The organism is Pseudoflavonifractor sp. An44 (assembly GCF_002161675.1).
GTDB lineage: Bacteria > Bacillota > Clostridia > Oscillospirales > Oscillospiraceae > Enterenecus > Enterenecus faecium.
Window position 1 is genome coordinate 51,076 of the sequence record NZ_NFIH01000006.1, and the last position, 13,728, is coordinate 64,803.

The 13,728-nt window shown below is 60.3% G+C and carries 12 protein-coding genes and 1 tRNA gene; 6 read left to right on the top strand and 7 right to left on the bottom strand.

The window, feature by feature from the left end:
* Positions 1-6 precede the first annotated feature (6 nt).
* From B5F98_RS04245 to B5F98_RS04275, 7 genes are all read right to left on the bottom strand, one after another.
* Positions 7-663, bottom strand: coding sequence for a regulatory protein RecX (locus B5F98_RS04245; RefSeq protein WP_087369800.1), 657 nt, complete (start codon positions 661-663; stop codon positions 7-9).
* Positions 660-1,760 (bottom strand): recombinase RecA, encoded by a 1,101-nt coding sequence (recA, locus tag B5F98_RS04250; protein WP_087232536.1) that lies wholly within the window; start codon positions 1,758-1,760, stop codon positions 660-662. The genes B5F98_RS04245 and recA overlap by 4 nt, the downstream gene beginning before the upstream one ends.
* A 3-nt stretch (positions 1,761-1,763) precedes the next feature.
* Positions 1,764-2,657 carry a peptide chain release factor N(5)-glutamine methyltransferase gene (gene prmC, locus B5F98_RS04255; protein ID WP_087369802.1) on the bottom strand — a complete coding sequence of 298 codons (894 nt, stop codon included), beginning with the start codon at positions 2,655-2,657 and terminating at the stop codon, positions 1,764-1,766.
* Between the two features lie 25 nt (positions 2,658-2,682).
* Positions 2,683-3,690 carry a DUF1385 domain-containing protein gene (locus B5F98_RS04260; RefSeq protein WP_242961595.1) on the bottom strand — a complete coding sequence of 336 codons (1,008 nt, stop codon included), beginning with the start codon at positions 3,688-3,690 and terminating at the stop codon, positions 2,683-2,685.
* Between the two features lie 76 nt (positions 3,691-3,766).
* Positions 3,767-5,236, bottom strand: coding sequence for a HAMP domain-containing sensor histidine kinase (locus B5F98_RS04265; RefSeq protein WP_087369806.1), 1,470 nt, complete (start codon positions 5,234-5,236; stop codon positions 3,767-3,769).
* A 31-nt stretch (positions 5,237-5,267) separates the two neighbouring features.
* Positions 5,268-5,957, bottom strand: coding sequence for a response regulator transcription factor (locus tag B5F98_RS04270; protein WP_087232548.1), 690 nt, complete (start codon positions 5,955-5,957; stop codon positions 5,268-5,270).
* Between the two features lie 14 nt (positions 5,958-5,971).
* Positions 5,972-7,342, bottom strand: coding sequence for a VCBS repeat-containing protein (locus B5F98_RS04275; protein WP_143482170.1), 1,371 nt, complete (start codon positions 7,340-7,342; stop codon positions 5,972-5,974).
* A gap of 194 nt (positions 7,343-7,536) precedes the next feature.
* On the opposite strand from B5F98_RS04275, the gene B5F98_RS04280 reads away from it, so the two are divergent.
* The 6 genes from B5F98_RS04280 (at position 7,537) to B5F98_RS04305 (ending at position 13,727) form a co-directional block, all read left to right on the top strand.
* A tRNA-Arg gene (locus tag B5F98_RS04280) sits at positions 7,537-7,613 on the top strand.
* Positions 7,614-8,164: 551 nt separating this feature from the next.
* Positions 8,165-8,557: a transcriptional repressor gene (locus B5F98_RS04285; RefSeq protein ID WP_087369809.1), complete on the top strand. Its 393-nt coding sequence runs from the start codon at positions 8,165-8,167 to the stop codon at positions 8,555-8,557.
* A gap of 14 nt (positions 8,558-8,571) precedes the next feature.
* Complete coding sequence (locus B5F98_RS04290) at positions 8,572-9,159, top strand: NADH peroxidase (protein WP_087233982.1); 588 nt, start codon at positions 8,572-8,574, stop codon at positions 9,157-9,159.
* A 1,157-nt stretch (positions 9,160-10,316) separates the two neighbouring features.
* On the top strand, positions 10,317-11,486 hold the full coding sequence (locus tag B5F98_RS04295; protein ID WP_087369811.1) for a cation diffusion facilitator family transporter: 1,170 nt from the start codon (positions 10,317-10,319) through the stop codon (positions 11,484-11,486).
* Between the two features lie 105 nt (positions 11,487-11,591).
* Entirely contained in the window at positions 11,592-12,275 is a 684-nt protein-coding gene (locus B5F98_RS04300) for a response regulator transcription factor (RefSeq protein WP_087233978.1), read from the top strand.
* A 27-nt stretch (positions 12,276-12,302) separates the two neighbouring features.
* Positions 12,303-13,727 carry a HAMP domain-containing sensor histidine kinase gene (locus B5F98_RS04305; RefSeq protein ID WP_087369813.1) on the top strand — a complete coding sequence of 475 codons (1,425 nt, stop codon included), beginning with the start codon at positions 12,303-12,305 and terminating at the stop codon, positions 13,725-13,727.
* The last annotated feature ends 1 nt before the right edge of the window (position 13,728 follow it).

Here is a 13,728-nt window from a genome sequence, read left to right on the forward strand (position 1 = left end):
ATCCTTTCACTCCGCCTCTTGCTCCACCTGGCTCAGCACCCGGGAGATCTCCTCCCAGCCGAAGCCACGGCGGGCCAGATAGGCGGACACTTTTTTCAGTTCTTCCCGGGTGGGCGCTGCCCCCCGGAGCTTCTTTTCCACCAGGGCCCGGAGCTTGTCGTCCCCCTGGTCCCGCTCCTCCATGGCCTCGTCCCAGTACTCTCTGGGCACGCCACGGCGGTACAGTTCATCCCGGATTTTGGCCGGGCCGTAGCCCTTGCGGCTGTAGTGGCGCACCACCGTGGAGGCGTACTCCCGGTCGTCCACCAGCCCCACCTGGGCCATGCGCTGGGCCACCTCTTGGGCCAGCTCCCGGCGCTGCTGCCGCTGCTCCTCCCCCTCCTGAGGGTCTCTCGTTCTGGGGGACTTGGCGGACAGCTTGCGCTCCAGCTCCCGCTGGGACATGGGCCGGGCAGAGAGCAGGGTGAGGGCCTTGTTGTTCAGCTTGGCCTTCTCCTGGGCCTGTTTGAGCCCTTCCAGCTGCTCCTCACTCAGTTCCATCCCGGCGTAGAGGGAAAAGGACACCACATCCCCCTCCCCTACCCGCAGCAGAGAGCCGTCCTCCAGCCAGACAAGCCACCGCCCCTCAACCCGGGACGAGGGCTCCAGCTTTAACAGTTTCATCCTTCAAAGTCGTCCGCCGACACGTCCACGGCCCGCCCGGCGGCCCGGGCGGCGATCTGGGACTGGCGGCTCATGAGCTTGAAGGAGTTGGCCCGAATCTGGTCCTCGATCTCCTGGGCGATCTCGGGGTTGTCGGTGAGATACTTCTTCACGGCGTCCTTGCCCTGGCCCAGGCGGGTGTCGCCCATGGAGAACCAGGAGCCGGACTTCTGGATGAGGTCCAGCTTCACGCCCAGGTCCACCAGCTCGCCCAGCTTGGAGATGCCCTCGCCGTACATGATCTCAAACTCTGCCTCCCGGAAGGGGGGAGAGACTTTGTTCTTCACGATCTTCACCCGGGTGCGGTTTCCCACCACCTCGGTGCCGTTTTTCAGGGCCTCCACCCGGCGCACCTCCATGCGCACCGAGGCGTAGAACTTCAGGGCACGGCCACCGGTGGTGACCTCGGGGTTGCCGTACACCACGCCCACCTTTTCACGGAGCTGGTTAATGAAGATGACCACACAGTTGGTCTTGGCGATGGAGCCAGCCAGCTTGCGCAGGGCCTGGCTCATGAGGCGGGCCAGCAGGCCCACATGGGAGTCACCCATGTCGCCCTCAATTTCCGCCCGGGGGGTGAGGGCGGCCACCGAGTCCACCACCACCACGTCAATGGCGCCGGAGCGCACCAGGGCCTCGCAGATCTCCAGGCCCTGCTCGCCGGTGTCCGGCTGGGAGATGAGCATGGAGTCAATGTCCACGCCCAGGGCACGGGCATAGGTGGGGTCCAGGGCGTGCTCGGCGTCGATGAAGGCCACCTCGCCGCCCCGCTTCTGGGCCTCGGCCACCACGTGAAGGGCCAGGGTGGTCTTACCGGAGGATTCCGGGCCGTAGATCTCAATGATACGTCCCTTGGGCACGCCGCCGATACCCAGGGCGATGTCCAAGGACAGAGAGCCGGTGGGGATGGCCTCCACCATCACGTCGGCGTTCTCTCCCAGGCGCATGATGGAGCCCTTGCCGTAATCCCGCTCGATCTGGGCAATGGCGGTCTCCAGCGCCTTCTTCTTATCCGATGCAGGCCCAACAGGGTCCACGGGCCGTTTCTTATCTGCCATGCGTCATTCTTCCTTTCCTGCCGGCTCGTCCGGCTGTATGGGTTCTAGTATGCCCTCCACGACCCGCCAGTGGCCGCCAGGGTCTTGAAAACTGCGGACCTGCTGGAAGCCTCGGTCCACCATCAGCTTTTTCACCGCTTCCTCCTGGTCGTAGCCGATCTCAAAGATCAGCTTGCCGCCGGGACGCAGGGCCCAGTTCCAGTGCAGGGTGATGGCCCGGTAGAAGTCCAGGCCGTCCTCGCCCCCGTCCAGAGCCAGGTGGGGCTCGTAGTCCCGCACCGAGTGGTCCAGCTCCTCCTCCACCACCTGGCGGGGGATGTAGGGGGGATTGCACACAATGAGGTCAAACTCGCCCAACTCCCGGGGGGGCGGCTGGAGGGCGTTGGCCTGGACCAGCTCCACCTGGTCGGCCAGCTGGCAGCGCATCAGGTTCTGCCGGGCCACCTCCAGGGCGTCCTGAGACCAGTCGGCCAGCACCACCTGGGCGTTGGGGCAGTTGTAGGCCAGAGCCAGCCCCACACAGCCGCTGCCGGTGCACAGGTCCAGCACCCGGGCCTGGGGCAAATCCCGCACCGCCAAAATCCCCCGCTCCACCAGCAGTTCGGTGTCGGGGCGGGGAATCAGCACCTGGGGGGTGACAGTGAGGGTGAGGCCGTAGAACTCCCACTCTCCAAGGATATAGGCGATGGGCTCCCCAGCCAGTCTGCGCTGGAGCAGGGCATCCACCTGCCCCTCGATGGCCTCGCTGGCATAGAGAGACAGGTCCCGGAGCACCTCTTCCCGGCGCTTGCCCAGGGCGGCGCACATCAGCTCCATGGCCTCCAGCTGGGCTTGCTCCACGCCGGACTCCTTGAGGGTGCGCCGTACCGCTAAGTAAATATCGTTATACGTCTGCATGTCTGCCGCCTTTCTCTGTCTTCCATTACCAGGCGTCGGCGCCCTTTTCCCGGGGCAGCACCAGCTTCAAAGCGGTAATGGCCACCTCGATCATGCTCTCATCCGGCTCAAAGGTGGTGAAATTCTGCATCCACATCCCCGGAGCCCGCAGGGCCCGACACAGGGCGTTGTCATGGCCGCCCACGTAGCGGTTGAACTCGTAGGTCACCCCCACAATGATGGGCAGCAGCACCAGGTGGAGCACCATGCGCAGCAGGGTGTTTTTGATCTGCAAGGGGGTGAAAATCACAATGGAGAGGAAAATGGACACCACAATCACCACAAAGAGAAAGCTGGTGCCGCAGCGGGGATGGTGGCGGGGCTGCTTTTTCACGTTCTCCACGGTGAGCTCCAGGCCATTCTCATAGCAGTAAATGGCCTTGTGCTCCGCCCCGTGGTAGGAGAACACCCGGCGCATCTCCTTGGTGCGGGAGCACAGCCACAGGTAGCACAGGAAAATGGCCACCTTCATCACGCCTTCCACCACCGCCTGGACCCACAGAGGCATCTGGGGCCACACCAGGCGGATGAGTCCGGTGAGGGCGGTGGGCAGCAGGATGAACAGGCCCACCGAGAAGGCGATCCCCAGGGCCGCCGCTATGGTGATGAAAATGGAGGCGGCCTTCTCCTGGGTGAAGTGGGCGTCCAGCCACTTCTCCAGCCAGCCGGGCTCCTCGTCCTCCTCCTGCTCCAGCCCCTCCTCGGACACCTCGGCGGAGTGCATCAGGGCCTGGACTCCGTGAACCATGGCCGAGCCGAAGACGAACACCCCTCGCACCAGGGGCAGCTTGGCAAACCGGCTCCGGGGTTGAATCTTTTTGGTGGTGATATCCAGCTCCCCATTGGGCTTGCGCACCACGATGGCCCGCTTCTCCGGGCCCTGCATCATAATGCCCTCAATGAGGGCCTGACCACCGCAGGTGGTCTTGTAAGGCGTCCCACAGGGGGACGCAGACTGATTGGACATGGGATTGAACTCCTTTATCTCGTGCATACTCCCCCCTGTCCTTCCACGGAACATCTTAGCAGATGGCGGGAAAAATGACAAGGGTTTTCGTACATTTGTTTCATTATTCCAGGGTCATGGGCAGGCGCAGGGTGACCACGCAGCCGCCGCCCATGGCGTTTTCAATATCCAGGGTGCCGCCGTGGCAGGTGACGATCTCCTCACACACGGCCAGGCCGATGCCGGAGCCACGGGCCTTGGAAGAGCCCTTGTAGAACTTGTACTTGACGTAGGGCAGCTCCTCCTCGGGGACGCCGGGGCCGAAGTCCCGCACCCGGATGGCCACCATGTTCCCCTCGGGGTGGATGGACACATCCACTTCGCCGCCGGACCCGCCGTGCTTGTCGGCGTTGTCCAGCAGGTTGCAAAACACCTGGCGCAGCCGCTCCGGGTCGCCGCTGATGGGGGGGAACTCCTCTTCGCACTCGATATACTCCAGCTTCAAGCCCTTGCGGCGGAAGAACTCCCGGTAGGTGTACACAGCGTCCTCCAGCTCCGCCTTGATATCAATGGGCTCCACGGACAGGTTGAACCGCCCGGTCTCAATGCGGGAGAACTCCAGCAGCTCCTCCACCATGTTGGTCAGGCGTCGGGCCTCGGAGACGATGATGCCCATGCCCTTTTTCACGTCCTCTGCGTCCCGCACCTCGCCGTTGTACAGGGTCTCCGCCCAGCCGTTGATGGCGGTGAGAGGAGTACGCAGCTCGTGGGACACCGAGGAGATAAACTCCGACTGAGTCTTCTCCGCCTGGTCAATCTTCATGGACATGTCGTTGATGGCGTCCACCAGCTGGCCCATCTCGTCGTCGCCCCGCACCTCCATCTGCACGCCGTAGCTGCCGGCGGCGATGCGCTTGGCGGTCTCGGTGACCCGGGTCACCGGCTCCAGAATCATGCGGATGAAGTAGGAGGCGTAGAGCACCATCAGGGCGATGATGACCATGCCCACCAGCACGCTGATGCCCACCACCTTCAACATCTGGGCCTGGAGCAGGCGCAGAGAGGTGACCAGGCGCACCACACCCACCACCGAGCCGTTGTACACGATGGGAGCGGAGGCGGCCATGAGGTAGTCCTGGGTGGAGGTATCCTCCCCCCGCCAGGTGGACAGCTCTTGGGTCTGGATGGCCTCTTCAATGTCATCCCCCTGGGGGGTGGCACCGGAGATATCCATGAGGGAGGTCATGCGTACCTCGCCGTCGGGGGTGAGAAACTGCACCTCGATGGTGTTTTTCTCCTCAAACTGGTTGATGAACTGCCGGGCCGCATAGAGGTAGGTGGTCTCGGTGTAGTTCTGAAACATCCCGGCCGCCGTCTGGGCCTTGCTCTCCAGGGTGGCGGCGATGGTGGCCAGGTAGTAGTTGTAAATGGCCAGGGAGAAGGCGGACACGGCAATGGCCACAATGGCAAAGGTGGTCACCAGGGTATTCACCAGCCAGCGGCGACGCAGCACGCCCCGGCGCACCGCCTTTTTCTTCTGCTCCTGTCCCTCCTTCTTCCGCTTGCCGGGAAGGGGGATCTTCTTCCAAATCATCTTATATCCTCTCCATGCTCTTCACGCCGCATTAGCAGCCCCATTTATAGCCAAAGCCCCAGACGGTGTTGATGTAGGTGGGATTCTGGGGGTCATCCTCCAGCTTGATGCGCAGGCGGCGAATGTTCACGTCCACGATCTTCAGCTCTCCAATGTAGTCCTTGCCCCACACCGCGTCCAGAATCTCCTCCCGGGCCAGGGCCTTCCCCGGGTTGTCCATAAACAGCTTGACGATGGAGTATTCCACCTGGGTCAGCTTCACCCGCTGGCCGTTTTTCTCCAGGGTGCGGTTGCGGGTGTTGAGGAGGAAGGGGGGCTGATGAATCTCGTCGGTCTCCCGGGTGGTCTCTCCGCCGGTGCGGCGGTACAAAGCGTCCACTCGGGCGGTGAGCTCGGCGGGCGAGAAGGGCTTGGTGACATAGTCGTCCGCCCCGGTCATCAGGCCGGTGACCTTGTCCATCTCCTGGGTGAGGGCGGTGAGCATGATGATGCCGATCTGGGAATTGCCCGCCCGGATGCGGCGGCACACCTCAAAGCCGTCCATCTCGCCGGGGAGCATAATGTCCAGCAGCGCCACCCGAATGTCCGGGTGCCGGGCGATCTGCTCCAGGGCCTCTTCCCCGGTGCCCGCCTCGATGGTCTCATATCCCGCACGCTTGAGGTTGATGACCACAAAGCTGCGGATGTTGGACTCGTCCTCCAATACCAATACTTTTTTCATGGTGGCTCACTCCTTTAAGATTCACTGTCCCAGGCCACGGTGATGAGGAAGAACCGCTGGGCCAGTTCGTTGGCTTTCAGTTTGCAATCCCACACGCCCTCTTCCAGGGAGGCGGCGTAGATGGTGGTGCTGTCGCTGTACAGGGTCACGCGGCCAGGCAGCATGGCCCGGGCCTGACGGTTGCTGCCGGTCAGGCGGTAGATGGTCAAGAAGGGCTTGGGCTCCTGGCCCTCTTCCCCGGAGTTATAGTAGAACACCACCGAACGCTCGCCCCGGTGGCTGAGAGAGTCGTCCCGGGCCACGGCGATGTTCTCCGGCCAGTTGTCCGGCAACACCAGGTACCAGCCGTCAGCCTGACAGTGGTAGGTGACACAGCTGATGGCCAGGCTGCCGTTGGCGTTGACCTGGCACCAGTAAATCACCGACTCTTCGGACTCCTCCCCCTCCTTGACGCTGGGCAGCTTCACAGGGATGGGAATTTCCAGCACGCCGTCCTTGTTGATGTCGGACAGAGACACCCCGGTGTCCACCCGAGAGGTCACCTCGCTGTAGCCCGCCTGCTTGTTTAATGTGACATTGTGCAGGCGTCCGTCCGCCACCGTCATCACGTCGGTGAGGGTCCCGCCGGAGAACAGCGAGGAGGCAAACACCGCCGGGGTGCCGTCGGCCAGCTTGCCCGGCACCATGGAGTACACCCCATAGATGCCATTGGACAGGGGGGCGGAGGAGGTCATGGTCATCACGCCGCCGTTATAGTCGTAAAATTCCGCCAGGTTGGCCCCGTCCCCGGTGCTGTCCTGGTGGCAGACCACGATCTCCTTGGCGCCGTCCTGGTCCAGGTCGGTGACCAGATAGCTCTCATTATAGGTGGTGCTCATCAGCTCGCTGACCCCTGCGTCCAACAGGGCATAGGCGGAGAGGATGTGCACCTTGGTGCTCATCTGCCAGGAGACGATGAGGTCCAGGGTCCCGTCCCCCGTCACGTCCTCATAGGTCACGGAGTTGATGGAGGTGCCGTCCCCTTCCACCACGTAGGTCAGGCGGTAGTCGTTGTCCGCACCCTTGCGGAACAGGCACACCCGCAGAGGCTTCTCCTCTGCCGAGGTGACTCGGAGAAACACCGCCGCCATCTCTTGCTCTCCATCTCCGTTGAGGTCCAGCAGCTGCACCGTGGAGGTGTTGCTGCCCGAGCTGATGGTGGCGTACTCCGCCCCCTGCTGGTCCATCACGTCCTGGATGGTGCTCTGGAGCTGGGAATATGCCTCGGGCAGGATGGGCAGGGCGTACATCCCCTCGGACTGCTCAAACATACAACCGCATAAGCTCAACGATAGGCACAGCAGCATGGCACACAGCCCCACACCGCGAAACACTCGTTTTTTCACCGTTCTAACCTCATTTCTTTTGCTGGGCTTGACCCCTCCGGCTGTCTGAGGGGAATTTCGTAGCTTACCATTATGATATGATACCACAATCCCCCGCCCTTGCCTATGCTTATTTCCGTCTCTGGGAGTTATTTTTTATTTTCTTCTTTACAAACGGAAATTTTCCTGCTATACTATTCAAGCATCATAAAGATGCGCCCGTAGTTCAATTGGATAGAGCGTCAGATTCCGGTTCTGAATGTTGGGGGTTCGAGTCCCTTCGGGCGTACCAAGCTAGGATAGATCGTAAGGTCTACCCTAGCTTTTTTCTTTTTCCACCTTCTGCGTCTACCGCCAATCAGGCTTCGTCCACAGGACTCGCCTTCTTGGGAAGGGACCCGCAGCGGGAAAACGTGCCACAGGCACCTTTTCCTCGCTTCGGCTTCGGGCGTACCAAAAATCGATAAGTTCCGCAAGGAGCTTGTCGATTTTTACTTATTCACTATTCTCTATTCACTCTTCACTAAATCTGATGGGTCGATTTTTGGAAGTGAATAAGTGATAGTGAATAGGGAAGAAGTATGGTGTGCCGCATAGCGGCACCGATTATATATAAGGAGCACTTGCAGCGGCAAGTGCTCTTTTCATTTTAGAAGGTATCATCTGTGAAGGCTGAATATGAGTACGCCATGGGCCAGAACATCTGCACTATGAAGAGCTGTTTGTATAGCCCGCCACTCCCCTGAAAAAATTTTTTGAAAAATCTCAATTTGCCTCTTTACAAACAGGCACCCCTGTGGTATTCTCTTAACAAGAACAGTTCCTGTTAGCGAGGTGACAGCAATGATCTGCAGACGCAGCGTAAAGCGCGACGCCATGCTGGACTTGCTGCGAAGCACCGACTGCCACCCCTCGGCAGACTGGATCTTTCAGCAGCTCCGGCCCTTGTATCCAGACCTGAGTCTGGGCACAGTGTACCGCAATCTCAACCAGCTGTGTGAGCATGGACTCATCAAGCGGGTGGGAACGGTGAATGGCCAAGAGCGGTATGACGGGGATGTGAGTCCCCACGCACACTTTGTGTGCAACTGCTGCGGTTCCGTTCTGGACCTGCCTCCCAGTCCCCCCACCCAGGGGTATGTGGAGGAATGCAGCAAACAATTTGGGTTCGAAGCAACAAGCTATGAGGTTCATGTCTTTGGCCTGTGTCAGGCCTGCAAAAAATTAAAACAGTGAAGGAGATTATTATCATGAAGAAATGGATTTGCCCCGTCTGCGGTTACATTCACGAGGGAGAGACCGCTCCCGCCGAGTGCCCCGTCTGCCACGTCCCCGGCTCCAAGTTCATTGAGCAGAGCGGCGAGCTGAAGCTGGCTGCCGAGCACGAGTACGGCATCTACGGCAAGACCGTCAAGAACAACGAGAACATCAGCGACGAGGACAAGGCTTACATCCGTGAGCAGCTGATGGCCAACTTCACCGGCGAGTGCTCCGAGGTTGGTATGTACCTGTGCATGGCCCGCATCGCTCACCGTGAGGGTTACCCCGAGATCGGTCTGTACTGGGAGAAGGCCGCCTTTGAGGAGGCTGAGCACGCCGCTAAGTTCGCCGAGCTGCTGGGCGAGGAGCTGGAGCCCAACATGAAGGCCTCCACCAAGGACAACCTGGCCTGGCGTGTGGACTGCGAGTTCGGCGCTACCCAGGGCAAGATGGACCTGGCTCTGTGCGCCAAGAAGAACGGCCTGGACGCCATCCACGACACCGTCCACGAGATGGCTCGCGACGAGGCCCGCCACGGCAAGGCTCTGAAGGGTCTGCTGGAGCGTTACTTCAAGTAAGAAACTTCCCCACTTCCCTGGACTTCGGTCCAGGGAAGTGCTTTTTCTTTTTCGTGGCGGGCCTCGTCTTACAAGCGTTTTCGCTCCCAGCGAAAACCTTGGCACAGGCGGAATCCACTTTCGCCTGTGCTTTGAAATCCTGGGGCCCCCACGGGGCTAGACCCGTGGGGCGGCTCGTCACGGCAAAGGCTCTGAAGGGTCTGCTGGAGCGTTACTTCAAGTAAGAGACTTCCCTACTTCCCTGGACTTCGGTCCAGGGAAGTGCTTTTTCTTTTTCGTGGCGGGCCTCGTCAAATCAAAATCAGCTCGCCATGGCAAGGCTCTAGCAACACCCCCAAATCAAAGCCCAACGCAGTGGGTTTGATTTGGAGAGGAGGAATAACGGAGCGTAGCGAATGTTTCTCCTGGGAGAAACGCAGCGGATGCGCAGTTTATTCCGACGAGCTGGAGCGTTACTTCAAGTAAGAAACTTCCCCACTTCCCTGGACTTCGGTCCAGGGAAGTGCTTTTTCTATTCATCCCCGGGCTTCGGCTCGGGATTTTTTCTTCCATCCAGACCTGCCAGTCTGGCGGGGACGCTCCCCGCTGGGGGTTCCTTTTGCTCGGTCAAAAGGAACCAAAATCCGCTTAGGGCGTTCCCCCCTAAGAACCTCCCTTGGGGTACGAGGCTGGAACTGCGTCAAGGCTATTCCGGCCCGTCACCCTTGCTGTGGCTCCTGTTTGTGCCACCACACCAGGCCACCTTGGGCAGCTGGCCCTATCGCCAGGTGGTTTCCACAGCCGGGCCTACCCTGGCCAAGCGGCGTTCCCGCCGCCGGGAGCCATTCCATCGATAGCTGGGAACAGCGGCTCACCAGGGTAAGGCCCTGGAAGTAGAAGTTTTACTTGCCGTAGAAGCTGGCACTTACAAAAGAATTGCCATGCCATCTATGTGACCCCGCCGAACCAAGGGCCGAAAAGAGGAGAACGCAGATACACCCAGTACCGCAGGGTGGATTCCACAAGGCGGGGGAAGGCCCCGCCTTTGGCGATTCTTTCGTCTATTTCTCATCGCTGAGAAATAGACCCCCAGCGGAGCGTCCCTGGTTTGCGTTGCCTTCCCTGCCATATTTGTGTATAATAAAATGCTAACTATTTCATAAGGGAGGTCCTTACCATTGTTGGACATCGTCCTTCGTCGTTTCATTCCCAACTACACCCAGACCCGTGACCCCGAGGTGCGGCGTCAATACGGCGTCTTTGCCGGCGGAGTGGGAATTCTCTTAAACCTGCTGCTCTTTGCGGGAAAACTCACCGCCGGACTCATCACCGGCGCCATCTCCGTCACCGCCGACGCCTTCAACAACCTCTCCGATGCCGCCTCCTCTGTGGTCACTCTGGTGGGCTTCCGTCTGGCCGGTCAGAAGCCGGACGCCGACCACCCCTTCGGCCATGGCCGCATGGAGTACCTCTCCGGGCTTTTGGTGTCCCTGCTCATCCTCCTGGTGGGTGTGGAGCTGGGCAAGAGCTCCATGGAGAAGATCTTACATCCCGAGGCCACCCAACTCACCGCCCTCAGCGGCACCATTCTGGTGATCTCCATTCTGGTGAAGCTGTGGATGGGCTGGTTTAACAGCAAGCTGGGCAATCGCATCCAGTCCGAGACCCTCCGGGCCACCGCCATCGACTCCCGCTCCGACGCCCTGGCCACCTCCACCGTACTGCTGGGCCTGGGCATCACCCACGTCACCAGCTTGCAGCTGGACGGCTGGCTGGGTCTGCTGGTGGCAGCCTTCATCCTCAAGGCCGGCTGGTCCGCCGCCAAGGACACCATCGACCCCCTGCTGGGCACCAACCCTGACCCGGAGATGGTGAAGGATATCCAGTCTGTCATCATGGAACACCCCCAGGTGGTGGGCATTCATGACCTCATCATCCACGACTACGGCCCCGGGCGACGGATGATGAGCGTCCACGCCGAGGTGTCCGATCAGACCGACGTGATGGAGGCCCACGATATCATCGACCACATCGAGCGGGAGCTGGGAGAGCGGTTCCAGATCGAGGCCGTCATCCACATGGACCCCATTCAGACCGGCAACCCCCAGGTGGAACAGCTGCGGGCCCGCACCGCCCAGCTGGCCCGGGATATCCACCCCGACCTGTCCATCCATGACTTCCGCATGACCACGGGGCCTATGTACACCAATCTGATTTTTGATCTGGTGGTTCCCTACAGCGTCACCATGCCCCCGGCCCAGGTGAAGGACGCCCTGGTCCAGGCATTGCAGGCGGAAAACCCCAATTATCACGCGGTCATTCACATTGATCGCTCTTACGTGGTGTGAATTTACAAAAACTTCTCCACTTCGCCAAAAAAGCAGGATACAATACTGGTATCATAAAAAATTTAGGGAGAGCCCCTCTCCGCAGAAAAAGAAAGGGTGACACGTATGCCCCGTAAGGTATTGATCGTGGAAGATGACAAGAACATTGCCGACCTGATGCGTCTGTATCTGGAAAAGGAGTCCATGGACTGTCAGGTGGCCAACGACGGACTGGTGGGTTTGGAGAAGTTCCAACAGTTCCAGCCCGACCTGGTGATGCTGGACATCATGCTGCCCGGCATGGACGGCTGGTCCATCTGCCGCAAAATCCGGGAGACCTCCAAAGTGCCCATCATCATGCTCACCGCCAAGGGTGAGCTGGAGGACAAGGTCAACGGCCTGGAGCTGGGCGCCGACGACTATATCACCAAGCCCTTTGAGATGAAGGAAGTGCTGGCCCGAGTCCACGCCGTGCTGCGCCGGTACGGCGAAGAGGAGCAGAAGGAGAAAAAGCTGGTGTTTGACAAGCTGGTCATCAACCTGGACTCCTACGAGCTGCTGGTGGATGGCAAGCGGGTGGACACCCCGCCCAAAGAGCTGGAACTTCTCTACCATCTGGCCTCCTCCCCCAACCGGGTCTTCACCCGCAACCAGCTGCTGGACGAGGTGTGGGGCTTTGACTACTTCGGCGACAGCCGCACTGTGGACGTGCACATCAAGCGTCTGCGGGAAAAGCTGGAGGGCGTCAGCGACAAGTGGAGCCTGAAAACCGTGTGGGGCGTGGGCTACAAGTTTGAGTCCAACAGCTAACCCCACAGAGCAGGAGGTGCCTCATCCATGAAATCCATGTATGGACGGCAATTTGCCACCATGGCCGGAATGGTCCTGCTGTCCTTTCTCCTGTTGGGCGCATCCTTCGCCGCCCTGAGCTACCAGTACACCCTCCAGGAAAAGCAGGACACCCTCATGCGCAATGCCAAGTACATTGCAGAATATACGTCCTACGCCGCCAACAACAATGGCAGCACCGTGTGGACCACCGACGAGTTTCAGCAATACATCTCCACGGTGGCCCAGGTGGCCGACTCCCACATCATCGTGGCCACCAACGACGGCACCATTCTCTTTGCCACCGACGGCAAACATGTGCTGTATAACATGACCTCTCGGAATATGCCCAATGACATCGTCAACGCTGTCATCAACGACAAGGTCTATGAGGGCATGACCACCCTAAATGGGATGTACTCCAGCGCCCGGTTCATGGTGGGCCTGCCCGTCTCCAGTTCCAGCGGATATCTGCAAGGCCTGGTGTTCTTCTCCACCAACACCTCGGACATCACCGCCATGTGGCGGGACCTGTCCGCCATCTTTGTGGTGGTGGCCTGCGCAGTCATCCTGGTGGCCGCCATTCTCAGCTCAGTCACCAGTATGCATCAGTCCAAGCCCATGAAGGAGATTGCCGCCGCTGCCCGTCAGTTCGGACTGGGCAAGCTGGATGTGCGAGTGGACGTAGGCAACCGCCGGGACGAGATTGGCGAGCTGGCCGAGGCCTTCAACGCCATGGCCGAGTCCCTGTCCAAGAGCGAACAGCGGCGCAGCGAGTTCATTGCCAACGTCTCCCACGAGCTGAAAACCCCCATGACCACCATTGCTGGCTTTGCCGACGGCATTCTGGACGGCACCATTCCCCACGACCGGGAGCGGGAGTACCTGAGCATCATCTCCTCGGAGACCCGGCGGCTGTCCCGGCTGGTGCGGTCCATGCTGGACCTGTCCCGGCTCCAGTCCGACGAGCGGGCCCCCCAGCAGCAGTTTGACCTGGGCGAGACCATGCTGCGCACCCTGGTGAGTCTGGAGGGCAAGATCAACCAGAAGCATCTGGAGGTGGCCACCAACCTGCCGGAAGAGCCGGTAATGGTGTGGGGCGACCAGGATGCCATCACCCAGGTGTGCTACAACCTGCTGGACAACGCCATCAAGTTCTCCCAGGAGGAGGGCACCCTGTCCCTGTCCATTGTCCCCAAGGGCTCCAAGGCCACGGTGTCGGTGAGCAACCAGGGCAAGACCATTCCCCCGGAGGAATTGGACCTCATCTTCGACCGCTTCCACAAGGCCGACCACTCCCGCAGTGAAAACCGGGACGGCGTGGGACTGGGTCTGTATATCGTCAAAACCATTCTCAACAGCCACAAAGAGACCATCACCTGCACCAGTCAGGACGGTCTGACCACCTTTACCTTCAGTCTGCCCCGGGCATGAA